This window comes from Mycobacterium sp. FW102-FHT13B02 (genome assembly GCF_058790275.1).
Window position 1 is genome coordinate 50,507 of record NZ_JBYTCM010000018.1, and the last position, 24,827, is coordinate 75,333.

A 24,827-nucleotide genomic window follows, 5' to 3' on the forward strand; every position below is an offset into this window, starting at 1 on the left:
GACTTGCTCATGGCTAAAAATCGAACCGATATTGAATTCGCTGTATCCGAACGTGGCAGAATAACTTAGTTGGCCTTTTCGTTTGCCTGAAATGCGTGCTAAAAGTATTTCCATCTGATTTCGTTTTTGTACACATTTATTTGTTGGCGGGGCAGTAAATTAGCGGCCTACGCGCCGTCGACAAATGTGATGGCCACGGTGGAAAGGGGGACCGCGGTGAACCGTCTGTTCCGGGCTCTGATGCTGAGAGCCGTCGTCGTATTGATGCCGCTGGCCGTCATCTGCACCTATAGCCACGTGGGCCCGACGCCGCCCCGGTCGGTCGCGGCCGACGTCACGCCTACCGCGACGATCGATGAATCGAACACCACCATCGGCATTGCCGATTCGAGTCTGTACGGAATGTCGCCGGCGGACATCGACGCCACGCTGACCAAGCTGCAGTCGATCGGTGTGCAGAACGTCAGAGTCTTCGTCCCGTGGGGTCTGATCGAACCGTTGGCCCAGGGCAGTTACAACTGGACGTTGATGGACAACGTGATGAATGCGGCTGCCGCGCACAACATGGGCGTGCTGGCCGTGGTCAGCAGCACGCCGCTGTGGGCAGCGCCCAGCGGCACTCTCCCGGGTGCCGGAGCGCCCAATCCGCAGGACTACGTGAATTTCATGACTCAGGTCGCCAAACGGTACGGCAACACCATCTCGGCCTACGAGATTTGGAACGAGGTCAATTCCGCTTCGTTCTACCAGCCGATGAGTCCGGCCAGCTACACCGCACTGTTGAAAGCTGTCTATCCGGTTTTGAAGCAACTCGATCCGACGGCAACGGTAGTCGCCGGCGCGCTGGCTCCGCTGGTGGACTTCTTCGGGTTGACCGCTTCCGCGCCCACCTACGTGGCGGCGATGTATGCCGCTGGCGCGCAAGGCTTTTTCGACGCGTTGTCCGTGCACCCGTATGACTTCTCGCAGCTGGTGAAGTTCTCGCAAGGGCAGGGCATCCCGCTCACCGCGATCAGTCAAGTCGAGGGCGTCCGGGCGCTCATGGTGCAGAACGGCGACGGGACCAAGTTGATCTGGGCCACCGAATACGGCTTCCAAACCGTGCTCGACTCGAACGGCCAGGTGACCGACGCCAGCAACCAGAGCCAGGCCGCCTTCATCCAAGACATGATCACCGCGTGGCGGGCGCTGACCTACACCGGACCGCTGTACATCTACACGACCCGTGACGGCACTCCCGGTACCGACACCGGTTACGGCATCTACCAAACCGACTGGACGCCCAAACTCGCGGTGGCGGTGATCCAGAAGGCCATTGCCGATGCCATGGTCCACAACCCGGTGACGTCACCCTTCGTGGCGTTCATCGCGTTCATTCAGAAAGCCTTCGCCCAGGCGCAGCAGGCATTCGCGTCGTTCACCTCGTCGGTGCAGGCCGCATTCGCCAACGCAGTCAAGGCATTCACCGATTTCCTGTCAGGAATCTTCAAACCGGCTACGGCGCAGGCGACTACCGCCGCGAGCATCGCCCCGGCGGCTGCCACGCTGTCCACCGCGGACACTCTCGCCGCGGCGAATAAGACGCTCACAGAACTGAAGGCCCAGGTGGTCGGGTCGAAGGACACCGCCGGGCACGTCACGGCCGGCGACAAGTCGGGGTCTGCTGACACCAAGGTTGCCGATGCCGCTCAGCCCACGGCGGCCGGTGCCGTCGACCCGACGTCGACGGACACCACGTCGACGGACACCACGTCGACGGGCACCACATCGACCGACACCAAGTCGACCGACACAAAGGCGACCGACACAAAGGCGGCGGACCCGAAGGCCGAGGACTCGACGACGCCGGCAAAGTCGACGGACGAGACCAAGGGATCGACGACGGGCACCACGGGCGCGTCGACCACGGGGACAGACACCGCCAAGACGGATACCCCGAAATCTGGAACGACGCAGCCTGATTCGTCCGTGTCGGGAACGCCCAAGACGGGCGCTCCGGCTGGCGCGACGAAGTCCGATGACACGTCCACCGGGCAGTCGGGCACCACGGCGTCGACGACCAACGCCGCGGGCCAAGACAAGTCGGGCAGTAGCGACAAGTCGGGCACCAAGACCAAGCCGGGCACGAAGCCGGGCACGAAGCCGGGCAAGGTGACGAAGCAGACCCCGGCTGCGAGCCAGCCGTCAACGCCGACGGGGCGGTCCGAGGGCGGCGCGGATGGAAAGACCACCTCGTCGACGGACAACAAGGCACACCAGCACCAGGGCTCATAGACGGGGTTGGGCGAAGCCTCCCCGGCGTGTCATGCGCCGGGGAGGCGCTCAGACCGAGTAGATCGGGGCGCCGATGCCCGACATGAGCGCCCGGAGACGGTGCGCGATATCTCGATCCAGCGCAACGAGATTCGCGGCGAAGTGCCGGATATCGGCGGCATGATCGTCGGCCATGGACTCGCGCGACTCGCGCTCCCTGGCCACGAATCGGTACCGCACCTCAGTCACCGACAGGTCTTCACCGACGGTGAATTCGTTGGTGCGTGCCTCGTCAATTGCGCCCAGCGCCAGGCGTTTGACATCGGAGAGCGACGCAGCGCCGGTGTGCGCGATGCTGGCTGCCGCCCGCAGCGCGTCGGCCGACCCCCGGACCTTGACCAGATCGCGCCAGGCGATGTCCTGCGCGTTCTCCGCCGCGCTGCCTTCCCACGTGGTGCCGCCGGGGCGCAGGATGCCTTGCCAGGCGTCGTGGAATGAGTTCTCCCACAGGTCGGCGGTCTTGTTCCACTGTGCGGCGGCGTCGACCAGATGCTGCACATCCCAATCGGTGATCTGTGCCAGCGTCGGCAATTCGAATTCGGGCATCGGAGGCTATTCCGCCAAAGCTGCCGAGGCCGAGCTGTCGGAGTCGGTATAGGCCCGACCCGCGCTGGTCAGCGACGCGGCTACCGACCACATGCGTTCGGCATGCGCGGAGGACGCGGCGTCGATGCGCGTCTGCATCTCGGCGACGACGTCAGCGGTGGATTGGCCGGCAGGCAGCGGCGCACCGCTGGTGATGTGTGCCGACAGAGCTTGGGCATGCTGCTCGAGTTGTCCGGCAATAGCGAACAGTCCATCCGCAGTGACTCGCAGTGCCCCCATGCGTGCAGTTTAGCGGCGAGCTTTGGTGCCCTCGGTGAGATTCGAACTCACACTGCACGGGTTTTGAATCCGTTTCCTCTGCCAGTTGGGATACGAGGGCGTTTCGCGGTGCGGTGTACCACCATAGTTGATGTGATTCTGGCGGCCGCGCCGCGCCCCGAGGTCGCCTCCGAGCGCGCCTCACGCGACAATGTGGTGATGACCGGTCCAACAACTGATGACGTCACACCGCGCCGTGTTCTCGTGGCCGAGGATGAGGCGCTCATCCGGCTGGACCTGGCGGAGATGCTCCGCGAGGAGGGTTACGAGATCGTCGGCGAGGCCGGCGACGGCCAGGAGGCGGTGGAACTCGCCGAGAAGCTCAAGCCGGACCTGGTGATCATGGACGTGAAGATGCCCCGCCGGGACGGCATCGACGCGGCCTCCGAGATCGCGGCCAAACGCATCGCGCCTATCGTGATCCTGACTGCGTTTTCGCAGCGTGAGCTGGTCGAGCGGGCCCGTGACGCGGGTGCCATGGCCTACCTGGTCAAGCCGTTCTCGATCACCGATCTGGTGCCGGCCATCGAGGTCGCCGTCAGCCGCTTCGGTGAGCTGACGGCGTTGGAGCAGGAAGTCCTCTCGCTCTCCGACCGGCTCGAGACGCGCAAGCTCGTCGAGCGCGCCAAAGGCATCCTGCAGACCAAACAGGGCATGACCGAGCCCGAGGCGTTCAAGTGGATCCAGCGGGCGGCGATGGACCGTCGCACCACGATGAAACGGGTGGCCGAGGTCGTCGTCGAAACGCTGGATCCGCCCGCCGCGGAAACGACGGAGCCGTCAGCCGGCTGAGTCACCGGGCTGCCGCCCGTTAACTCTGTGTTTCGCGTCCCAGCGTTTACACAGGTCCGCCCGACACAACGTCGGCGAGCATCGCTCAACAGCAGGTATCACCGCTCCCGGTTGGTTACTGTCTACGCGAAGTAGCGGACGTCGGGCCTCACCTGCGAAGAGTCAGAACGACGTCCGGTGTCACGTAACCATGACCCGGAGGTGAAGCGTGCGCAGTCGCGTAGCTCGGAATGCTCTTGCAGTCGGCAGTGCCGGTCTGATCGTGTTCGGTCTGGCGGGATGCAGTCAGTCTGATCCGAAACAGAGCGGCGCGGCAGGCTCGAATCTCAAGATCGTCGAGCAGGTGCAGATCGATGAGAACGGTGCGGAGATCAAGGCCGCCGGGGGCGCGACTGCCGCTGATCCGGCCGGCGACGGCAAGGCCACCTGCCCGCCGGTCTCGATCGCCATGGCCGGTGCGCTCAACGGTCCGGATGCCGCACTGGGCATCAACATCAAGGACGGCGTGCAGCTGGCCATCGACAAACACAATGCCGCCAACCCGGGCTGCCAGGTGACGCTCAAGACCTTCGACACCGAAGGTGACCCGCAGAAGGCGACGGCCATCGCACCGCAGATCGTCGACGACAAGTTCACCATCGGCCTGGTCGGCCCGGCCTTCTCGGGCGAGACGAAAGCCACCGGCACCGTCTTCGACCAGGCCGGCCTCGTCGCCGCCACCGCCTCGGCCACCAATGTGACGCTCAGCGAGAACGGTTGGAAGACCTTCTTCCGCGGACTGGCCAACGACGGCGTGCAAGGGCCGTCCGTCGCGAACTACCTGAAGAACACGCTCAAGTACAAGAAGGTCTGCGTCGTCGACGACAGCACCGACTACGGCCTGGGCCTGGCCACCGCCGTGCGCACCACGCTGGGACCGGTCGCGGATTCGGCGTGCAACATCTCGGTCAAGAAGGGCGACAAGGACTTCTCGGCCGCCGTCACCCAGATCAAGGGCGCGGCCCCGGATGCGATCTTCTACAGCGGGTACTACGCCGAAGCCGCGACGTTCGTCCAGCAGCTCAAGGACGGTGGTGTGACCGCGACGTTCGTCAGCGCCGACGGCACCAAGGACCCCGAGTTCGTCAAGCAGGCCGGCGAGTCCTCCAAGGGCGCCATCCTGTCGTGCCCGTGCGGCCCGGCGAGCAAGCAGTTCGCCGAGGAGTACACCAAGAAGTTCGGCCAGGAGCCCGGCACCTACAGCACCGAGGGTTACGACCTGGGCACCATCCTGGTCAAGGGCATCGATTCGGGTGCGGTCACCCGGCCGGCGCTGCTGGACTTCGTCACCAAGTACGACGGTCAGGGTGTGGCCCGTAAGTACCAGTGGAACAACAAGGGTGAGCTGACCACCAACCTGATCTGGGTCTACAAGGTCCAGTAGGAACCTGCAGACGACGACGCGTCCGGACCCCGTGCCGGGCGCGTCGTTTGTTCGCAGACAGTCACCACCGCGATAACCGAGGAGCCGCCACCCGATGACCCCCGATTGCGTCGGCCACTACGTGTGCACCGCGGCCAATATCAATTTCAACGTAGACAACCTGCTGAACGGGTTCTGGCAGTTGACGATTGACGGTTTGTCGTGGGGTGCGATCTATGCCCTGGTCGCCGTCGGCTACACCCTGGTCTTCGGCGTGCTGCGGCTGATCAACTTCGCACACTCGGAAATCTTCATGCTCGGCATGTTCGGCGCGTACTTCGCGCTGGAGATGATTCTCGGTTTCAAGCCCAGCGGTAATGCGTACAACCTGGGTATCGGGCTGACGATCTTCTATCTGGGTGTCGCCTTGGTGGTCGCGATGGCGGTTTCCGGTGCCGCCGCCGTCGGGTTGGAGGTCGTGGCCTACCGGCCGCTGCGCCGCCGCAATGCGCGTGGGCTGACGTTCCTCATCACCGCGATCGGCATGTCGTTCGTCCTGCAGGAGTTCGTGCACTTCGTGCTGCCGAAGATCCTCAAGGGATTCGGCGGCAGCAATGCCCAGCAGCCGATCATCCTGGTGCAGCCCAAAACTCAGTTCACGCTGTTCAGCGCGAACATCTCGAACGTCACAGTCGTCATCGTGGTGGCCGCGGTTGTGCTGGCGCTGCTCACCGATATCGCACTCAATCGCACCAAATTCGGCCGCGGTATCCGAGCCGTCGCCCAGGACCCGGCAACAGCCACCCTCATGGGCGTGTCCCGCGAGCGCATCATCATGACGACGTTCCTCATCGGCGGCCTGCTGGCCGGCGCGGCCGCGCTGCTCTACACCTTGAAGGTGCCGCAGGGCATCATCTACTCAGGTGGATTCTTGTTGGGGATCAAGGCATTTTCGGCCGCGGTGCTCGGCGGCATCGGCAACCTTCGGGGTGCGCTGCTGGGCGGGCTGATCCTCGGCATCATGGAGAACTACGGGCAGGCATTCTTCGGTACCCAGTGGCGCGACGTGGTGGCCTTCGTGCTGCTGGTGCTGGTGCTGCTGATCCGTCCCACCGGGATACTCGGTGAAAGTCTCGGGAAGGCACGAGCATGAGCGGGCAGCATCGAAGCGAGGGCTGGGCCCGGTACGTGCTGGCGCCCGGCGACCGGTTGCGCCAGTGGTGGGATCAGCAGAACCGACCCGCGAAATGGGCCGTCGGCATCGTCGTGTTCGCTGCGGTGGCGTTGCTGCCGCTGTACACCCCGCCGTTCCTCAACACGCCCGGCATCAGCTTCGGCGGCACCATGGCGCAGTTCGCGATGGTGGCGATCATCGCGATCGGCCTCAACGTCGTTGTGGGCCAAGCCGGATTGCTCGACCTCGGCTATGTCGGGTTCTACGCCGTCGGCGCGTACACCGTCGCGCTGCTGACCAGCCCCGACAGCCCGTGGAACCAGGTGGGGGCGGGCGGGTTCCTCGACAAGGACTGGGCCTGGCTGGCGTGTGTGCCGCTGGCCATGGCCGTCACGGCGTTGGCCGGCCTGGTGCTGGGTATCCCGACGCTGCGGCTGCGCGGGGATTACCTGGCCATCGTCACCCTGGGATTCGGCGAGATCATCCGGCTCCTGGCCGACAACCTTTCCGATCTGACCAACGGCGCCCGCGGCCTCAACCAGATCGCGTATCCGCGGTTGGGGGAGACCGACAAGCTGCCCACCGGTGTGTTCTCCAGCGGTAACTCCACCGGGCATGCCAACTACGGCACCTGGTGGTTCTGGCTGGGGCTGGCGCTCATGGTCGGCATCCTGCTGCTCGTCGGCAACCTCGAGCGCAGCCGCGTCGGACGGGCCTGGGTCGCCATCCGGGAAGACGAGGACGCCGCAGAAGTCATGGGCGTCAACACTTTCAAGTTCAAGCTATGGGCATTCGTCATCGGCGCGGGCATCGGCGGCCTGTCGGGCGCGTTGTATGCCGGACAGGTGCAGTACGTAGCACCCCCGACCTTCAACATCATCAACTCGATGCTGTTCCTGTGCGCCGTGGTCCTCGGCGGGCAGGGCAACAAGCTCGGCGTGATCTTCGGCGCGTTCATCATCGTCTACCTGCCGAACCGGCTGCTCGGAGTGCACGTGCTCGGCATCAACCTCGGTGACCTCAAATACCTGTTCTTCGGCCTGGCCCTGGTGGTGCTGATGATCTTCCGGCCGCAGGGACTGTTCCCGGTGCGCCAGCAGCTGCTGGCGTACAGCCAGGCGGCGCGTCGGTTGCTGCGCAACGCGGACGATTCGAAGGCGGCGGCATGAGCGACTCACCAGAGCTCACACCCGACGAGGAACTCGCCGCACTGCACCGTGACGTGCAGGTCGCCGAGGGCGAGAAGCTCTTGGCGACAACCGATCTCACCGTCAAGTTCGGTGGGCTCACCGCGCTCGACTCCGTGACGTTCGATATCCGCCGCGGCGAGATTCTCGGCCTCATCGGTCCCAATGGGGCCGGCAAGACCACCTGCTTCAACGCAATCACCGGTGTGTACCGGCCGTCGTCGGGTTCGGTGATGTTCGACGGCGCGCCGCTCGGCAAGATCAAGCGCCACGAGATCACCCGGCGCGGCATCGCGCGCACCTTCCAGAACATCCGGCTGTGGGGCGAGATGACGGCGCTCGAAAACGTCGTCGTCGGCACCGACGCCCGGCACAAGACGTCGGTCCCCGGTGCGCTGCTGCGTTCCGCGCGACACCGGCGCGAGGAACGCGACGCCATCGAACGCGCTGCCGCGCTACTGCAATTCGTGGGGATCGCGCACCGCGGCGAAGAGAAGGCCCGCAACCTGCCGTATGGCGACCAGCGCCGTCTGGAGATCGCCCGGGCCCTGGCCACCGAGCCGAAACTGCTCTGCCTGGACGAGCCGGCTGCCGGCTTCAACCCGAGCGAGAAGTCCGCGCTGATCGAACTGATCCAGGCCATCCGGGACGACGGCTACACCGTGCTGCTGATCGAACACGACATGCGGCTGGTCATGGGTGTCACCGACCGGATCGTGGTACTGGAGTTCGGGCGCAAGATCGCCGAAGGCCTGCCGGCCGAGATTCGCGAGGACCCGAAGGTCATCGCCGCTTACCTGGGGGTGCCCGATGACGAGCTCTGAATCCGTCGACCTCGACCTGCGGCCGGTACTACTGGAGGTTCGTGACGTCGTCGTCCAGTACGGCAGAATTCAAGCGCTGCATGGTGTTTCGCTGATCGTGCGGGAGGGCGAACTGGTCACCCTGCTCGGCTCCAACGGCGCGGGTAAGACGACCATGATGCGGGCCATCTCCGGCCTGTTGCCGCTGTCGTCGGGTTCGGTGTGGTTCGACGGCGAGGACGTATCGAAGATGAAAGCGCATCGTCGGGTGACCGCGGGCCTGATCCAGGCGCCGGAGGGGCGCGGCATCTTCCCGGGGATGACCATCATCGAGAACCTCGAGATGGGTTGCTATGGGCGAAAATTCGAGTCCAAGCACGACCACGACGAGCGTCTCGACTGGGTGCTGACGACATTCCCGCGGCTGGCCGAACGGCGGTCGCAGGCCGGCGGGACGCTCTCTGGAGGCGAGCAGCAGATGCTGGCGATCGGCCGTGCGCTGATGGCCCGGCCCAAGGTGCTGCTGCTGGACGAGCCGTCGATGGGTCTGGCACCCATGGTCATCTCGCAGATCTTCCGGATCATCTCCGAGATCAACACCCAGGGCACCACGGTGCTGCTGGTGGAGCAGAACGCCCAGCAGGCACTGAGCCGGTCCGATCGGGCCTACATCCTGGAGACCGGCGCCGTCACCCGCAGCGGCAATGCCCGTGACCTGCTGAAGGATGACAGCATCCGAGCCGCCTACCTCGGCGTCGCCTGAGCTGGCTTTCCGCCGAACGTGAGCTTGTGTTCGAAGTTCCTGCCAAACTTCGGACGTGAGCTCATGTTCGTCGCAGTTGAGCATCGATTCGGTTGACGATGTCCGCGTCGATCGCCACCAGACGGACGTCATCGACCTTCGTGGCGGCAGATGCAATCGTCTCGGCGGCGATCATGATTGCCTCATGGAGCGGCCAGCCGTAGATACCGGCGCTGATCAGCGGAAAGGCCATGCTCTGCGCGCCGAGTTCGTCGGCGACCTCGAGGGAACGGCGGTAGCAGGATCGCAACAACTCCGGATCACGTTGGCCTGCGCGGTAATTCGGGCCTACCGTATGAATCACCCACCGCGCCGGAAGGTTCCCGGCGGTCGTCCAGCCGGAGTCGCCGGTGGCCAGCCCATGAGGAAAGCGCTCGATGCAGTCGTGTAGCACGGCAGGCCCGCCGGCCCGGTGGATGGCGCCGTCCACGCCACCGCCGCCACGCATCCCACTGTTCGCGGCGTTGACGATCGCGTCGACGTCCTGCTGGGTGATGTCGCCGCGGACGGCGGTGATGCGAGGCATGACTGCAGTATTACCGCGCTACTCGACGATCCGGAACCGCTTGATCCGGGCCGCCGCGCCGGACACCAACTCCACCCGCGACTTCGGCACGCCGAAATGCTCGGCCAGTACCCGGATCACCGCGGTGTTGGCCTTGCCGTCCACCGCCTGCTCGCGGACGTACACCACCAGCGTGCCGTCGTCGTCGGTCTCGACGAGCGGCCCTTTGCGGCTCCCCGGCTTGACCCGGACTGAAATCATCACCGGCCCACTGTGCAGAAAATCCCGGGAAATCGGTAATTTCCCGGGATTTTCCGCACGTTGGGCGGCGGTATCAGCGCGCGACGATCACCGACGAGCCGTGGCCGAACAGGCCCTGGTTCGCGGTCACGCCCACGCGGGCGCCCTCGACCTGGCGGCCGATGGCCTGGCCCTTCAGCTGCCAGGTCAGCTCACAAACCTGCGCGATGGCCTGAGCGGGAATGGCCTCACCGAAGCACGCCAGACCACCTGAGGGGTTGACCGGCACGCGGCCACCGATCGTGGTGGCGCCGGAGCGCAGCAGCTGCTCGCCTTCGCCCTTGGCGCACAGGCCCAGGTGCTCGTACCAGTCGAGCTCCAGAGCGGTCGACAGGTCGTACACCTCCGCCAGGTTGACGTCGTCGGGTCCGATGCCGGCCTCGGCGTACGCCGCATCGAGAATCTGGTCCTTGAACACCCGGTCCGGCCCGGGGATGGCTGCGGTGGAATCCGTTGCGATGTCCGGCAATTCGGGCAGGTGCTGCGGATACCGCGGCGTGACGGTGCTGATGGCACGCACCGACGGCACGCCGTCCAGCGAGCCCAGGTGCTTGCGCGCGAAGTCCGCGCTGGCCACGATCAGCGCGGCGGCGCCGTCCGAGGTGGCGCAGATGTCCAGCTGTCGCAGCGGGTCGGAGACGACCGGGCTGGCCAGCACGTCCTCGACCGACGCCTCCTTGTGGTAGCGGGCATTCGGGTTGTTCAGGCCGTGCTTGGAGTTCTTCACCTTGATCTGGGCGAAGTCCTCGGAGGTGGCGCCGTACAGGTCCATGCGGCGGCGGGCCAGCAGGGCGAAGTACACCGGGTTCATGGCACCCAGCAGGTGGAAGCGCTGCCAGTCGGGATCGTTCTTGCGCTCGCCGCCGACCGGCGCGAAGGCACCCTTGGGCGTGGTGTCGGCGCCGATGACCAGCGCGACGTCGCAGAAACCGGCCAGGATGTGGGCGCGGGCGCTCTGCAGCGCCTGCGAACCCGAGGCGCAGGCGGCGTACGACGACGACACCGGCACGCCGTTCCAGCCCAGCTTCTGGGCGAACGTCGACCCGGCGATGAAGCCCGGGTAACCGTTACGGATGGTGTCGGCACCGGCGACCAACTGGATCTGGCGCCAGTCGAGGCCGGCTTCGGCCAGTGCGGCGCGCGCGGCGACGACGCCGTACTCGGTGAAGTCACGGCCCCACTTGCCCCACGGGTGCATGCCCGCACCGAGGATGTACAACGGATCTGGGGTGCTCATTCTGCTGAATCCTCCATGCTCCTCGCGTCCGCTATCGCCCAGGCGTAGGTGGTCCGCTCGACACCGTCGGCGTCGGTGTACAGCGGCATGGTCGTCAGTTCCATCTCCATGCCGACCTTCAGGTCCGCGGCGAGCGTGCCCTCGACGACCTTGCCCAGCACGATGAGACCTTCGGCCTCGAGTTGGACGGCGGCGATGGCGAACGGCTCGAACGGATCGGTCGCCGGGTACGGCGCCGGCGGGGGATAGCGGTTCTCGGTGTAACTCCACACGGTGCCGCGGCGCGACAACGCGACGGGCTCAAGCACGTCGCTGTCACACGCCGGGCTGGGGCAGTTGTTTTCGCGGGGCGGGAAAACATAGGTTCCGCACTGCGGGCATTTTGCCCCGATCAGGTGCGGCGCACCGCTTTCGTCGGTGTCCCACCAACCTTCAATGGCCGGCTGACTACCGGCGTCCGTCACTCCTGGCACCAGCTCAGAGTAACCGGCGGCCGGGGAAAACTGAAACGTGTTGCAGTTCTGTCCCGGACACCGGGAAAGCGCCTTGAATGGTCGCGGGTCAACCCATTCATGACCGGGTGCTTGTCGCCGTCTCGGTCCGGTACCGGGCGGTGACCCGGGCCAGCTGCTCCGGGGTCCGGGACGCCCCGGCGACGTGCATCTCGCGGTTGGCGGCGATGACGTCCGCGGTCTCGGCGCGCCGGGCTGTCTCGTAAGTGCGAAGACCGGAGAAGCCGTGGGCAGCGAGTTCGTCGGCGAGTACGCGGGCATCCACGATCGATTGCGACGCGCCGTTGGCCCCGACGGGGTACATCGGGTGGGCGGCGTCGCCGAGCAGCGTCACCAGTCCGTCGCCCCAATGGGGCAACGGGTCCTTGTCGACCATGGGGTAGCTGAACAGCGCGGGGCTCCGGCCGATCAGCGCGTCCATGTCGAGCCAGTCGAGGTCCCAGTCGGCCACGTGCGGCAAGACGTCGTCGGGCGCCGCGGGCGCGTTCCATTCGGCGTCGCCCTGCAGCGGGCCGGGCTGCCCGCTGGGGACCTGGAGCACCCAGTTGACCCGAGCGCCGCCGATGGGATAGGTGATCAGGTCAACTCCGTTGTCGGCCTTGATGATTGCCATGGTGCGCCCGTCCAGGAACGGCGTGATCTCGCTCGCCCCGCGGTACATCGTGATGCCCGACGACAGCAACAGGTCATGGTCAGGATGCAACGCGGCACGCACGATCGAATTGATGCCGTCGGCGCCGATCAACGCGGCACCGGTAACCGGGCCTGCGGCGGTACCGACGGTGACACCGTCGGTGCTCTGCTGGAAGCCGGTAACCCCACTGCCGGTGCGGACAGCGTCGGCGCCCAGACGTTTCCGTACGGCGTCGAGCAACATCATCTGTAGCCGTCCGCGGTGCACCGACAGTTGCGGATAGGCGTCGCCCGCGTCCAGACCCCGAGGTTCGGTGAACAGCAGCTCGCCGCGATGGGTGTAGAAGCGAATCGCTGACGGGGCCACCGCCATGGCGTTCAGCTCGTCACCGAGGCCGAGCTCGGTGAGTTCGCGCACGGCGTGCGGCAACAGGTTGATGCCGACACCGAAGGGCTGCAGGTCGTGCGCACGCTCGAGAACGAGGGCGTCGAATCCGCGGGCGTGCAGCGTCAGTGCGGTGGTGAGGCCGCCGATACCGCCGCCGGCGATGAGTAGCTGTGTCATGTGTCCAGCCTCGGCGCGACGGAACTATAAGTCCAATACCGATGAAGTCAACAAACTATAATTAATGCTTATGGAACTACGGCAGCTCGAGTACTTCGTCGCGGTTGCCGAGGAAGCCAATTTCACCCGTGCCGCCGAGCGCATCCACGTCGCACAGCCCGCGGTCAGTGCGCAGATCGCCCGGCTGGAGCGTGAGCTGGGGGAGCCGTTGTTCGATCGCGGCCGACGCGAGATTCGGTTGACCGCTGCCGGGCAGGCAGTGCTGCCGCACGCCCGCGCCGCCCTGGCCGCCGTTCTCGATGCGCGCACCGCGGTGGCCGAATTGAGCGATCTGGTGCGAGGGTCGGTGACCATCGGCACCGTCACCGCGCACGACGTCGACATGCCGAGCCTGCTGGCGCAGTTCCACGAGGCGCACCCGCACGTCGACATCACTCTCGGCACCGCGAACTCGGACGAACTGATCGAGGGCATACGCACGGGACGGTTGGATGCCGCCATCGTGTCCGTCGGTACCGAGCTGCCGTCGGGTGTCGCTGGTGTGGTCGTCACCGATCAGCCGATCGTCGTTGCGGTCGGCCGCGACGATCGGTGGTCCGGCCGGCGCAACGCCCGGTTGGAGGAGTTGGCCGACCGTCCCGTCATCGCGCTGCCGGTCGGCACCGGCATTCGTCACCAGTTCGACCGGGCGTGCGCCGACCTCGGCGTCGACGTGCACGTCGCGTTCGAGGCCAGTACGCCGCACGCGCTGGCCGACCTCGCCGCGCGCGGTTTGGGGGTCGCCGTGTTGCCGCAGTCGTTGGTCGCCTCACGCACCGATCTGCACCTCGTCACGCTGATCCCGGCGCTGCGCGGACGGCTCGTGTTCGCCTGGCGGTCCGGCGGGCCGGTGAGTCCGGCGGCGCGCGAGTTGGCGAACATGGCGCGGCGGTTACTGGCTGTCGGTGGGGCTGAATAGAGTTAGGGCCGTGAGCCCCACCGCAACGGATGCCCCGCCTACCACCAAGCCCACATTGATGCTGCTGGACGGCAACTCACTGGCGTTCCGAGCGTTCTACGCGCTGCCCGCCGAGAACTTCAAGACCCGGGGTGGGCTCACCACCAATGCGGTGTACGGGTTCACCGCCATGCTGATCAACTTGCTGCGCGACGAGAAGCCGTCGCACGTCGCCGCCGCATTCGACGTGTCCCGCCAGACCTTCCGCAAGGAGAAGTACCCGGAGTACAAAGAGGGCCGGGCCGCCACGCCCGACGAGTTCCGCGGCCAGATCGACATCACCAAAGAGGTGCTGGGCGCGCTCGGCATCACGGTCTTGGCCGAGGACGGTTTCGAGGCAGACGACCTGATCGCGACGCTGGCCACCCAGGCCGAGGCGGAGGACTTCCGGGTCCTGGTGGTCACCGGCGACCGCGACTCGCTGCAGCTGGTGACCGACGACGTCACGGTGCTGTACCCCAAGAAGGGCGTCAGCGACCTGCACCGCTTCACCCCCGATGCGGTCGTCGAGAAGTACGGCCTCACCCCGGCGCAGTACCCGGATTTCGCCGCCCTGCGTGGTGACCCGAGCGACAACCTGCCCGGCATCCCCGGCGTGGGCGAGAAGACCGCGTCCAAGTGGATCAACCAGTACGGCTCGCTGCAGGGGCTGGTCGATCATGTCGACGAGGTCAAGGGGAAGGTCGGCGACTCACTGCGAGCCAACCTCTCCAGCGTCATCCTCAATCGTGAGCTGACCGACCTGGTCAAGAACGTGCCGCTGGCGCATACCCCGGACGCGCTGCGGGTGCAGCCCTGGGACCGCGACCGCATCCATCAACTGTTCGACGACCTGGAGTTCCGGGTTCTCCGGGACCGGCTGTTCGATACGTTGTCGCCGGTCGAGCCCGAGGTCGAGCTCGGCTTCGACGTCCGCGGCGGTCTGCTGGAGCCGGGCACGCTCGCGGCCTGGCTCGCCGAGCACAGCAACGGCAGCCGCTTCGGGATGGCCGTTGCCGGCACTCACAAGGCATTCGATGCCGATGCCACCGCGGTGGCCATCGTGTCGGCCAGCGGTGAAGGCGTCTACATCGACACCGCCCGGCTGGATGCCGAGGATGAAGCGGCGCTGGCGTCCTGGCTCGCTGATCCCGGCCCGCCCAAGGCGCTGCACGAGGCCAAGCTCGCATGGCACGACTTGCTGGGCCGTGGCTGGCCGCTCGCCGGCGTCACCTCCGACACCGCGCTGGCCGCCTACCTGGTCCGTCCCGGGCAGCGCAGCTTCGCGCTCGACGACTTGTCGGTGCGCTATCTGGGCCGCGAACTGCGCGCGGAAAGCGCGGAGCAGCAACAGCTTTCGCTGCTCGACGATCCTGATGAGGTCGATGACGCGGCGATTCAGGCCCTGATCGTGCGGGCCGCGGCCGTCGGCGATCTGGCCGACGCGCTGGACGTCCAACTCGCGGGGATCGACTCGCTGGCGCTGCTCGGCCAGATGGAATTGCCGGTGCAGCGGGCGCTCGCCGAGATGGAGAACGCGGGCATCGCCGTCGACATCGAACTGCTCGGCCGGTTGCAGAGCCAGTTCGCCGACCAGATCCGGGACGCGGCAGAGGCGGCCTACGCGGCCATTGGTGAGCAGATCAATCTGGGTTCGCCCAAGCAGCTGCAGGTGGTGCTGTTCGACAAGCTCGAGATGCCGAAGACCAAGCGCACCAAGACCGGCTACACGACGGATGCCGATGCGCTGCAATCGCTTCTGGACAAGACGGGGCATCCATTCCTGCAGCATCTGCTGGCGCACCGAGATGCCACCCGGCTCAAGGTCACGGTCGACGGTCTCCTGAACGCCGTGGCATCCGACGGGCGGATTCACACCACCTTCAACCAGACCATCGCGGCCACCGGGCGGCTGTCGTCGACCGAGCCGAACCTGCAGAACATCCCGATCCGCACCGAGGCGGGCCGGCTGATCCGCGAGGCGTTCGTGGTGGGCAAGGGTTTCACCGAGCTCATGACGGCCGACTACAGCCAGATCGAGATGCGCATCATGGCGCACCTGTCCAAAGACGAAGGCCTACTGAACGCTTTTAATACCGGCGAGGACCTCCATACTTTCGTCGCGTCGCGGGCGTTCGGCGTGCCGAGCGAAGACGTGACGGTCGAACTGCGCCGCCGGGTCAAGGCCATGTCCTATGGCTTGGCCTACGGGCTGTCGGCGTACGGCCTGGCCTCGCAGCTGAAGATCTCGACCGAAGAAGCCAAGCAGCAGATGGACCAGTACTTCGATCGGTTCGGCGGGGTGCGCGACTACCTGCACTCGGTCGTCGAACAGGCCCGCAAGGACGGGTACACCTCGACGGTGCTCGGGCGGCGGCGTTATCTGCCGGAACTCGACAGCAGCAACCGCAACGTCCGGGAGGCCGCGGAGCGGGCCGCGCTCAACGCGCCCATCCAGGGCAGCGCCGCCGACATCATCAAGGTCGCGATGATCAACGTCGACCGCGCCATGAAGGACGCCGGGCTGAAGTCACGCATCCTGCTCCAGGTGCACGACGAATTGCTGTTCGAGGTCGCCGAAGGCGAGCGGGATGCTCTCGAGAAGCTGGTCCGCGAACAAATGGGCAGTGCCTACCCGCTGGACGTGCCGCTTGAGGTTTCGGTGGGCTACGGCCCCAGTTGGGATGCCGCCGCGCACTGACTAGGCGTCAGCCGCCAGGCCGAGACCGAGCGCAACGAGGATCGCGCCCATGGCGCGCTCGATGCGCTGACGAATGTGGGTACGGCTCAAGACATTTCGCGCCTTGTCCGCAGCCAGAACCACGCCGACGCACCACGACGTGTCGACGACGAGCTGGATGCCGGCGAGCACCAGGAGCGTCGGCAGCACCGGGCCGGTGCCCGGCAGGAATTGGGGGAGCACCACGATTCCGAAGGCCGCGGCCTTCGGATTGGCAGCGATGGACACCAGTGCCGCACGGAACGCTGCGGCCGGGGTCCGTCCCCGCGGCGGCAGGGCGACGGCCATGTCGGTGGGGTGCTTCGCGCTGCGCCAGGCACTGATGCCGAGCCAGATCATGATCGCGGCCCCGACGATGTGCAGCGCCAGCGACAGCCAGTGGTTGGCCGTCAGCAGGATCGACAGCCCGCCGCCGCCGGCCAGCGTCCACCCGCAGATGCCGATCTCATTGCCGACGACGGCCGCCAGGCCGGCCTTGCGACCATCGCGCACCGCACGGTGCAGGAATAGCGCCGTCGCGGGACCGGGCAGCGCCGCCAGGATCACCGACGCGACCAGAAACGCCGGCAGGACGTCGAGAAGGTGCGCGAGCACGCCAGTCACGCCGCCCGGTAGTTGGTCAGCCACTGCAGCACCGGCGCTTGTGCCCGGGTGGCGGTGAGCCAGTACGCCTCCTCGGCATGCAGCTGATAGGTCCGCTGGTCAGCCAGTCCCCGGTCGATGCGGTCCCGGACGAATGCCAACTCGACGACCTGCACGGCGAATTCCTTCACCGATTTCCCGGCCGGGGCGCCGCCGATCCGCGTCGCCGTCGCAATCGCCGCCTTCCGGGTGCGCATGGAGCCGAGCCACGTCGCCTCGTTCGGGGTGATGAGGCCGGAGGCCACGAGCCCCGGCAGCTTGTCGGCGACCACCCGCTGTTCGCGGCGGCGGCCCAGCACGCCGGTGACGATGGCGAGGGTGAAGATGGGCACCATCCAGAACAGGTAGACGGCGAAGTACGCCCCGGCGCCGACGACGGTCGAGCCGTTCCACAACATGTGCATGACCACCGCGGCGAGGTAGCCGAGTCCGATGTACAGCACCTTGGCCGCGGCGCCGCGGTGCTGCAGCGCGAGGTACACACCGATGCCGGTCATGCTGGTGAACAGCGGATGCGCGAACGGGCCCATGATCAGCCGCAGCGCGGCGGTGAGCAGGGAATGTGCGATGGTCTCGCCCATCGCGATGTAGAAGATGTTCTCCAGCCACGCGAAACCCGCGGCCACGAAGCCGGCATAGACCAGGCAGTCGGTCAGCGAGTTGAGTTCGTTGCGGCGCCGGCCGGTCATCATCAGCAGCAGGAACGCGCCCTTGGCGGCCTCTTCGATGACCGGTGCACCGATGGCCATGGCCGCGAAGCCGTCCTTGCCGAGCAGCGGCGTCGACATCGTCTCCAGGACCACCGAGATGACGACGCTGATCGAGGCGCCCCAGATGAACGCGAAGATCAGCAGCCGCGCCGGCTCGGGCTCCCAGCGGTCGAACCACAGGTAGGTCAGCAGCACCACGGCGGTGGCGATGCTGGCCAGCACGAACCCGATGGTCATGCCGATCGGGTTGGTGAGGGTGGTCAGGATCAGGACGCAGCCGATCAGCACACCCAGCCCGATGATCACGCCCAGTGGCGCACCGACCTTGCGGATTCGCCGCGGCATCGGCGCCAGGTACGGGTACGGCGGCGGTACGGGCGACGGGGCGGGATACACGTCACGCAGGATATCGGCCCGGAACGACATTCCCCTGCAGTGGAGTAGACCGCGTTTGGCCTGCGTCTACGGGTCTAGTACCCTCAACAAGTACCTGTGTCCACATGGGCTATGGGTGCGCGTGAGACGTCAGGCGGCAACGCCGCGACGCGTCACGGAAAACAACCAATTTGTCCCTACGATTTAACCTGTCCGGAGCATCCCACCACATGCCAAGTCCCTCCATCACCTCGCCGCAAGTAGCCATCAACGACATTGGCTCGGCAGAGGACTTTCTCGCCGCTATCGACAAGACCATCAAGTACTTCAACGATGGCGACATCGTCGAAGGGACCATCGTCAAGGTGGACCGCGATGAGGTCCTGCTCGACATCGGCTACAAGACCGAAGGTGTCATTCCTTCTCGCGAACTTTCCATCAAGCACGACGTCGACCCCAACGAGGTCGTTTCCGTGGGCGATGAGGTCGAAGCCCTCGTTCTCACCAAGGAGGACAAGGAAGGCCGCCTGATCCTGTCCAAGAAGCGGGCTCAGTACGAGCGCGCCTGGGGCACCATCGAGGAGCTCAAGGAAAAGGACGAGGCCGTCAAGGGCACCGTCATCGAGGTCGTCAAGGGCGGCCTGATCCTCGACATCGGCCTGCGCGGCTTCCTGCCCGCATCGCTCGTCGAGATGCGCCGGGTGCGCGATCTGCAGCCGTACATCGGCAAGGAGATCGAGGCCAAGATCATCGAGCTCGACAAGAACCGCAACAACGTGGTCCTGTCGCGTCGTGCCTGGCTCGAGCAGACCCAGTCCGAGGTCCGCAGCGAGTTCCTCAACCAGCTCACCAAGGGCGCCATCCGCAAGGGTGTCGTTTCGTCGATCGTCAACTTCGGTGCGTTCGTCGACCTGGGCGGCGTGGACGGCCTGGTGCACGTCTCGGAGCTGTCCTGGAAGCACATCGATCACCCGTCCGAGGTGGTTCAGGTGGGCGACGAGGTCACCGTCGAGGTGCTGGACGTCGACATGGACCGCGAGCGGGTTTCGCTGTCGCTCAAGGCAACTCAGGAAGACCCGTGGCGCCACTTCGCCCGCACCCACGCGATCGGTCAGATCGTTCCGGGCAAGGTCACCAAGCTGGTTCCGTTCGGTGCGTTCGTCCGCGTCGAAGAGGGCATCGAGGGCCTGGTGCACATCTCGGAGCTGTCCGAGCGCCACGTCGAGGTCCCGGACCAGGTGGTCCAGGTCGGCGACGACGCGATGGTCAAGGTCATCGACATCGACCTGGAGCGTCGCCGCATCTCGCTGAGCCTCAAGCAGGCCAACGAGGACTACACCGAAGAGTTCGACCCGTCGAAGTACGGCATGGCCGACAGCTACGACGAGCAGGGCAACTACATCTTCCCCGAGGGCTTCGACGCCGACAGCAACGAATGGCTGGAAGGCTTCGAGAAGCAGCGTGACGAGTGGGAGGCCCGGTACGCCGAGGCCGAGCGTCGCCACAAGATGCACACCGCCCAGATGGAGAAGTTCGCCGCGGCCGACGCCGAAGCAGCTGCCCGTCCGGCGACCAGCGGTTCCTCGCGTTCCGAGGAGTCGACCGGTGGCACCCTGGCCAGCGACGCCCAGTTGGCAGCGCTGCGCGAGAAGCTCGCCGGCAACGCCTGATTAGGTCGTCCTAGCAGGACATAGACAAATGCCCCGGCCCATTGGGCCGGGGCATTTGTTGTCGGTGGGCTCCCGATAGGGTGTCCTGCGTGCTTCGTATCGGACTGAGCGGCGGCATCGGCGCCGGAAAATCCACTGTGTCATCGACCTTCGCCGCGGAAGGCGGCATCATCGTCGACGGAGACGTGATCGCCCGCGAGGTGGTCGAGCCGGGCACCGAGGGGCTGGCCGCCTTGGTGGAGGCGTTCGGCAGGGACATCTTGCTGCCCGACGGTTCGCTCGACCGTCCCGCGCTGGCTGCGGTCGCGTTCAGCGACGAGGAGAAGCGCAAGACTCTCAACGGCATCGTGCACCCGCTGGTCGGCAAACGCCGCGCCGAGCTCATCGACGCCGCGCCGGTGGGTTCGGTTGTGGTGGAAGACATTCCGCTGCTGGTCGAGTCGCAGATGGCGCCGCTGTTCCCGTTGGTCGTCATGGTGCACGCTGACGAGGACGTGCGCGTCGCGCGGCTGATCAAGTACCGCGGCTTCTCGGAGGAGGACGCCCGTGCCCGGATCGCGGCGCAGGCGACCATCGAACAGCGTCAGGCCGTTGCGGATGTCTGGCTGGACAACCACGGCAGCGCCGACGAACTGGCCGCCAAGGCTCGCGAGCTGTGGGAGCAGCGGATCGTGCCCTTCGCACGCAACGTGCAGGCGGGCGTGCCGGCCACCGTCGTGCCGGCGGTGGTGTCCTACGACGAGACGTGGCATCAGCAGGCCCGCCGCATCGTGGCCCGGCTGGGCACCACATGCGGGCACCGGGCGGTGCGGGTCGACCACATCGGGTCGACGGCAGTGCCCGACATGGACGCCAAGGACGTCATCGACATCCAGATCACCGTGACGTCGCTCGAGGTGGCCGACGAACTCGCCGGCCTGTTGCTGACCGCCGGTTACCCGCGGATCGCGGACATCACCGAAGACGTCGCGAAGGACGCTGCGCGCAGCACCGTTGCCGAGTTCGACCAATCCGACGACAAGGCACTGTGGCAGAAGCGTTTTCACGCTTCGGCCGATCCGGGCCGGCCCACCAACGTGCACATCCGCGTCGACGGCTGGCCCGGCCAGCAGTTCGCTTTGCTCTTCCCGGCCTGGATCGCTGCCAACCCCGACGAGCGGGTGGAGTATCTGACCCTCAAACGCGATGCGATCGCTGCCGCGCCGGCCACCAGTGGTCAATACGCCGACGCCAAGGAGCCCTGGCTCGCCGGTGCGTACCGACGCGCCTGGGCCTGGGCCGACGAAACCGGTTGGCGCCCTTAGTGCGCTGCCGGGGTGCCTGGCGGTTCGGCGCTGTACTGCTGGCTTGGATCGAAATCGGTCACCGAACCGCAGCTGAGTACCCCGTACCCGGGGTCCTGGCGCTGCGGCGTCAGCCGCGGGGCGACGAACTGGTCGGCCTGGGCGACCATCTCGTCGTCGACGAGAATCTCGCAGTGCAGGCTCGCCGAGTACGGCCACTGGATCGACACCTGCATGCCGGCGTTCGCCGCGTTGTTGAGGACGGCCGAGGCTTCGAACATCTCGCCGGGCAGCAAGCTCGGCGTCGCCGAGTTGAGCTGGTTGTCGGTGAGCCGGTACGTGACGAGCGTGCCGCGTGACACCCCGTCGACCCGGGCCCGGTAGGTGACGTTGTGGGGCCCCGCGCTGGGCGGCGCGGTGTCCGCGGCCGGGACGGCCGGCGGCGCCGGCGGTGCGGGCGGTGCCGGATCGGCCACCGCCGTCGCGGCGAACAGTAGGGAGGTGCTCGTGGCCACTGCGGCGCCGCACGCCAGCGATGCCGCGGCCACGCGTCCGCGCCTGATCGATGTCATGGTCGTTGACATTACCTGTCTCGCCAGGTCAGTGGCATACCGAGACTGGCTAGCCAATCTCCCAGCTGGTATTTGTTCTGGGCCAGGCCGTCGATCGCGGTGGTCGCCGTAGCGATCGCGCGTTCGCCGTCGTCGGTGCTCATTAGGTGGTGACGTACCGCGTCCAGTAGCTCGTCGACGTCCTCCAGTTCGACGCCCACGCCCGACCGCACGACCAGGTCCAGGTAGTGGTCCTCCGACGTCCATACCTGTTCACCCGCGGTGAACCGGCCGACATCGAGATAGAAGTCCTGCTCGCGTTCATGTCCCGGATTGAAATGGAAGATGCTGGCGCGTAGTCCGATGGTGGGCAGCAGCCATGACTCGAGGTAGTGGAACTGCGGTCGGCCAGGTGTGGGGCGTGCCATGTAGAGGCCCCACGGCTCGACTCGGTACGCATCGACGGCCCGCACGATGCCCTTGGGGTCGGTGTTCGTGCGGTCGGCCAGGTTGAACGTCTCGTGCTTGGGTGCGTGGATGGCGTCAGCGTACGCGCCCGACGCGCAGCCGGCAGCGCCTGTCGGTGGCCGCCTCTACCCTGGTACCCATGGCCTTCGCGACTGAACACCCCGTCCTCGCGCACTCGGAATACCGGCCGGTTGACGCCATGGTGCGGGCCGGCGGCAAGTTCGAAGTGGTCAGTGAGTACGAGCCGGCGGGTGACCAGCCGGCGGCCATCGACGAACTCGAGCGCCGCATCACTGCGGGGGAGCGCGACGTGGTGCTGCTCGGCGCCACCGGTACCGGTAAGTCGGCGACCACCGCGTGGCTCATCGAGCGGCTACAGCGCCCCACGCTGGTGATGGCGCCCAACAAGACCCTGGCCGCTCAGCTGGCCAACGAGTTGCGGGAGATGTTGCCGCACAATGCTGTTGAGTACTTCGTCTCGTACTACGACTACTACCAGCCCGAGGCGTACATCGCCCAGACGGACACCTACATCGAGAAGGACAGCTCGATCAACGACGATGTCGAGCGGCTGCGGCACTCGGCGACGTCCAGCCTGCTGTCGCGTCGCGATGTCGTCGTGGTGGCGTCGGTGTCGTGCATCTACGGCCTCGGTACCCCGCAGTCGTACATGGACCGGTCCGTCGAGCTGAAGGTCGGCGACGACGTGCCACGAGACGGATTGTTGCGCCTGCTCGTCGATATCCAATACAACCGCAACGACGTGGCTTTCACCCGCGGCTCGTTCCGGGTGCGCGGCGACACCGTCGAGATCATTCCGTCCTACGAGGAATTGGCGGTCCGCATCGAATTCTTCGGTGACGAGGTCGAGGCGCTGTACTACCTGCACCCGCTGACCGGTGACGTGGTGCGCAAGGTCGACTCGCTGCGGATCTTCCCGGCCACTCACTACGTGGCCGGCCCGGAACGCATGGCCATGGCGATCTCGACCATCGAGCAGGAACTGGAAGAGCGGCTGGCGCAGCTGGAAGGCCAGGGCAAGCTGCTGGAGGCGCAACGGCTGCGGATGCGCACCAACTACGACGTCGAGATGATGAAGCAGGTCGGATTCTGCTCCGGCATCGAGAACTACTCGCGCCACATCGACGGCCGCGCCGCCGGCTCGGCCCCCGCCACGCTGCTGGACTATTTCCCCGAGGACTTCCTGCTCGTCATCGACGAGTCACATGTCACGGTGCCGCAGATCGGCGCCATGTACGAGGGCGACATGTCCCGCAAGCGCAACCTGGTCGACTTCGGCTTCCGGTTGCCGTCAGCCGTCGACAACCGGCCGCTGACCTGGGAGGAGTTCGCCGATCGCATCGGTCAGACGGTGTATCTGTCGGCGACGCCCGGGTCGTATGAGATGGCGCAATCCGGCGGCGAGTTCGTCGAGCAGGTCATCCGGCCGACGGGCCTGGTCGACCCCGAGATCGTCGTCAAACCGACCAAGGGCCAGATCGACGATCTCATCGGGGAAATCCGCAAGCGCACCGAACGCGACGAGCGCGTGCTGGTGACCACCCTGACCAAGAAGATGGCCGAGGACCTCACCGATTACCTTCTCGAGACCGGTATCCGGGTCCGGTACCTGCACTCCGAGGTGGACACCTTGCGCCGCGTGGAGCTGCTGCGGCAGCTGCGGTTGGGCGACTACGACGTCCTGGTCGGCATCAACTTGCTGCGCGAGGGCCTGGACCTGCCCGAGGTGTCACTGGTCGCGATCCTGGACGCCGACAAGGAAGGCTTCCTCCGGTCCACGCGAAGCCTCATCCAGACCATCGGCCGCGCGGCGCGCAACGTGTCCGGCGAGGTGCACATGTACGCCGACAAGATCACCGACTCCATGCAGGCGGCCATCGAGGAGACCGAGCGCCGCCGCGCCAAGCAGATCGCCTACAACGAGGAGAACGGCATCGATCCGCAGCCGTTGCGGAAGAAGATCGCCGACATCCTCGACCAGGTGTATCGCGAGGCGGAAGACACCGAGACCGTCGATATCGGCGGTTCGGGCCGCAACGCCTCACGGGGCCGGCGGGCCCAGGGCGAGCCGGGCCGGGCGGTCAGCGCCGGCATCGTGGAAGGCCGTGACACCGCGAACATGCCGCGTGCCGAGTTGGCGGACCTGATCAAGGACCTCACCGAGCAGATGATGAACGCGGCGCGGGATCTGCAGTTCGAGCTGGCGGCCCGCATCCGTGACGAGGTGGCGGACCTGAAGAAGGAATTGCGCGGCATGGATGCGGCCGGGCTGAAATGAGTGCTCCTTGACCTCAACCGCGGC

Annotated in this window: 23 protein-coding genes and 1 tRNA gene; 12 read left to right on the forward strand and 12 right to left on the reverse strand. The window is 66.3% G+C overall.

The window, feature by feature from the left end; genetic code table 11:
• The first annotated feature begins 216 nt into the window (after nt 1-216).
• Complete coding sequence (locus AC3WTE_RS24415; protein ID WP_492441657.1) at nt 217-2,274, forward strand: hypothetical protein; 2,058 nt, start codon at nt 217-219, stop codon at nt 2,272-2,274.
• 48 nt (nt 2,275-2,322) lie between these two features.
• Here the strand turns inward: AC3WTE_RS24415 and AC3WTE_RS24420 are convergent, their stop codons facing one another.
• The 3 genes from AC3WTE_RS24420 to AC3WTE_RS24430 all read right to left on the reverse strand — a co-directional run bounded on the left by AC3WTE_RS24420 (nt 2,323) and on the right by AC3WTE_RS24430 (nt 3,238).
• A complete protein-coding gene (locus AC3WTE_RS24420; protein ID WP_492441659.1) occupies nt 2,323-2,859 on the reverse strand; it encodes a hypothetical protein in 537 nt (178 codons plus the stop codon).
• Nucleotides 2,860-2,865: 6 nt separating this feature from the next.
• A complete protein-coding gene (locus tag AC3WTE_RS24425) occupies nt 2,866-3,138 on the reverse strand; it encodes a hypothetical protein (RefSeq protein WP_492441661.1) in 273 nt (90 codons plus the stop codon).
• A 23-nt stretch (nt 3,139-3,161) separates the two neighbouring features.
• A tRNA-Leu gene (locus tag AC3WTE_RS24430) sits at nt 3,162-3,238 on the reverse strand.
• 98 nt (nt 3,239-3,336) lie between these two features.
• On the opposite strand from AC3WTE_RS24430, the gene AC3WTE_RS24435 reads away from it, so the two are divergent.
• The 6 genes from AC3WTE_RS24435 (at nt 3,337) to AC3WTE_RS24460 (ending at nt 9,298) form a co-directional block, all read left to right on the forward strand.
• Nucleotides 3,337-3,969 (forward strand): ANTAR domain-containing response regulator, encoded by a 633-nt coding sequence (locus AC3WTE_RS24435; protein ID WP_492441781.1) that lies wholly within the window; start codon nt 3,337-3,339, stop codon nt 3,967-3,969.
• Nucleotides 3,970-4,177: 208 nt separating this feature from the next.
• The gene (locus AC3WTE_RS24440; RefSeq protein ID WP_492441663.1) at nt 4,178-5,392 is read left to right on the forward strand and encodes a branched-chain amino acid ABC transporter substrate-binding protein; all 1,215 of its coding nucleotides are present in this window, start codon (nt 4,178-4,180) and stop codon (nt 5,390-5,392) included.
• A 94-nt stretch (nt 5,393-5,486) separates the two neighbouring features.
• Nucleotides 5,487-6,524 carry a branched-chain amino acid ABC transporter permease gene (locus AC3WTE_RS24445; protein WP_492441665.1) on the forward strand — a complete coding sequence of 346 codons (1,038 nt, stop codon included), beginning with the start codon at nt 5,487-5,489 and terminating at the stop codon, nt 6,522-6,524.
• Nucleotides 6,521-7,714 (forward strand): branched-chain amino acid ABC transporter permease, encoded by a 1,194-nt coding sequence (locus tag AC3WTE_RS24450; RefSeq protein WP_492441666.1) that lies wholly within the window; start codon nt 6,521-6,523, stop codon nt 7,712-7,714. Before AC3WTE_RS24445 ends, AC3WTE_RS24450 begins: the two co-directional genes overlap by 4 nt.
• Nucleotides 7,711-8,556 (forward strand): ABC transporter ATP-binding protein, encoded by an 846-nt coding sequence (locus tag AC3WTE_RS24455; protein WP_492441668.1) that lies wholly within the window; start codon nt 7,711-7,713, stop codon nt 8,554-8,556. Before AC3WTE_RS24450 ends, AC3WTE_RS24455 begins: the two co-directional genes overlap by 4 nt.
• Nucleotides 8,543-9,298: an ABC transporter ATP-binding protein gene (locus AC3WTE_RS24460; RefSeq protein WP_492441670.1), complete on the forward strand. Its 756-nt coding sequence runs from the start codon at nt 8,543-8,545 to the stop codon at nt 9,296-9,298. Before AC3WTE_RS24455 ends, AC3WTE_RS24460 begins: the two co-directional genes overlap by 14 nt.
• Nucleotides 9,299-9,359: 61 nt before the next feature.
• Here the strand turns inward: AC3WTE_RS24460 and AC3WTE_RS24465 are convergent, their stop codons facing one another.
• The 5 genes from AC3WTE_RS24465 to AC3WTE_RS24485 all read right to left on the reverse strand — a co-directional run bounded on the left by AC3WTE_RS24465 (nt 9,360) and on the right by AC3WTE_RS24485 (nt 13,089).
• On the reverse strand, nt 9,360-9,863 hold the full coding sequence (locus AC3WTE_RS24465) for an O-acetyl-ADP-ribose deacetylase (RefSeq protein WP_492441672.1): 504 nt from the start codon (nt 9,861-9,863) through the stop codon (nt 9,360-9,362).
• 18 nt (nt 9,864-9,881) lie between these two features.
• On the reverse strand, nt 9,882-10,103 hold the full coding sequence (locus tag AC3WTE_RS24470) for a DUF167 domain-containing protein (protein ID WP_459370387.1): 222 nt from the start codon (nt 10,101-10,103) through the stop codon (nt 9,882-9,884).
• A 73-nt stretch (nt 10,104-10,176) separates the two neighbouring features.
• Nucleotides 10,177-11,379, reverse strand: coding sequence for a lipid-transfer protein (locus AC3WTE_RS24475; protein ID WP_492441674.1), 1,203 nt, complete (start codon nt 11,377-11,379; stop codon nt 10,177-10,179).
• A complete protein-coding gene (locus AC3WTE_RS24480; protein WP_492441783.1) occupies nt 11,376-11,843 on the reverse strand; it encodes a Zn-ribbon domain-containing OB-fold protein in 468 nt (155 codons plus the stop codon). The genes AC3WTE_RS24475 and AC3WTE_RS24480 overlap by 4 nt, the downstream gene beginning before the upstream one ends.
• A gap of 106 nt (nt 11,844-11,949) precedes the next feature.
• On the reverse strand, nt 11,950-13,089 hold the full coding sequence (locus AC3WTE_RS24485) for an FAD-dependent monooxygenase (RefSeq protein ID WP_492441675.1): 1,140 nt from the start codon (nt 13,087-13,089) through the stop codon (nt 11,950-11,952).
• Nucleotides 13,090-13,159: 70 nt separating this feature from the next.
• Between AC3WTE_RS24485 and AC3WTE_RS24490 the strand changes: the two genes are divergently transcribed.
• Together AC3WTE_RS24490 and polA are read left to right on the forward strand one after the other, a co-directional pair.
• A complete protein-coding gene (locus tag AC3WTE_RS24490; protein WP_492441677.1) occupies nt 13,160-14,047 on the forward strand; it encodes a LysR family transcriptional regulator in 888 nt (295 codons plus the stop codon).
• A 58-nt stretch (nt 14,048-14,105) separates the two neighbouring features.
• Nucleotides 14,106-16,766 (forward strand): DNA polymerase I, encoded by a 2,661-nt coding sequence (polA, locus tag AC3WTE_RS24495; protein WP_492441785.1) that lies wholly within the window; start codon nt 14,106-14,108, stop codon nt 16,764-16,766.
• Here polA and AC3WTE_RS24500 read toward each other — a convergent pair whose 3' ends face one another.
• Complete coding sequence (locus AC3WTE_RS24500) at nt 16,767-17,399, reverse strand: LysE family translocator (RefSeq protein ID WP_492441786.1); 633 nt, start codon at nt 17,397-17,399, stop codon at nt 16,767-16,769.
• A gap of 5 nt (nt 17,400-17,404) precedes the next feature.
• Entirely contained in the window at nt 17,405-18,502 is a 1,098-nt protein-coding gene (locus tag AC3WTE_RS24505) for a PrsW family intramembrane metalloprotease (RefSeq protein WP_492441788.1), read from the reverse strand.
• A 260-nt stretch (nt 18,503-18,762) separates the two neighbouring features.
• Between AC3WTE_RS24505 and rpsA the strand changes: the two genes are divergently transcribed.
• Both rpsA and coaE read left to right on the forward strand, forming a co-directional pair.
• Nucleotides 18,763-20,202: a 30S ribosomal protein S1 gene (rpsA, locus tag AC3WTE_RS24510; RefSeq protein ID WP_061006315.1), complete on the forward strand. Its 1,440-nt coding sequence runs from the start codon at nt 18,763-18,765 to the stop codon at nt 20,200-20,202.
• Nucleotides 20,203-20,291: 89 nt separating this feature from the next.
• Nucleotides 20,292-21,506 carry a dephospho-CoA kinase gene (coaE, locus tag AC3WTE_RS24515; protein ID WP_492441680.1) on the forward strand — a complete coding sequence of 405 codons (1,215 nt, stop codon included), beginning with the start codon at nt 20,292-20,294 and terminating at the stop codon, nt 21,504-21,506.
• On the opposite strand, the gene AC3WTE_RS24520 is transcribed toward coaE, so the two are convergent.
• Both AC3WTE_RS24520 and AC3WTE_RS24525 read right to left on the reverse strand, forming a co-directional pair.
• Nucleotides 21,503-22,057: a hypothetical protein gene (locus tag AC3WTE_RS24520; RefSeq protein WP_492441682.1), complete on the reverse strand. Its 555-nt coding sequence runs from the start codon at nt 22,055-22,057 to the stop codon at nt 21,503-21,505. The genes coaE and AC3WTE_RS24520 overlap by 4 nt on opposite strands.
• Nucleotides 22,058-22,068: 11 nt before the next feature.
• Nucleotides 22,069-22,575, reverse strand: coding sequence for a ribonuclease FAU-1 family protein (locus tag AC3WTE_RS24525; RefSeq protein WP_492441790.1), 507 nt, complete (start codon nt 22,573-22,575; stop codon nt 22,069-22,071).
• 68 nt (nt 22,576-22,643) lie between these two features.
• Between AC3WTE_RS24525 and uvrB the strand changes: the two genes are divergently transcribed.
• On the forward strand, nt 22,644-24,803 hold the full coding sequence (gene uvrB, locus AC3WTE_RS24530; protein WP_492441684.1) for an excinuclease ABC subunit UvrB: 2,160 nt from the start codon (nt 22,644-22,646) through the stop codon (nt 24,801-24,803).
• The last annotated feature ends 24 nt before the right edge of the window (nt 24,804-24,827 follow it).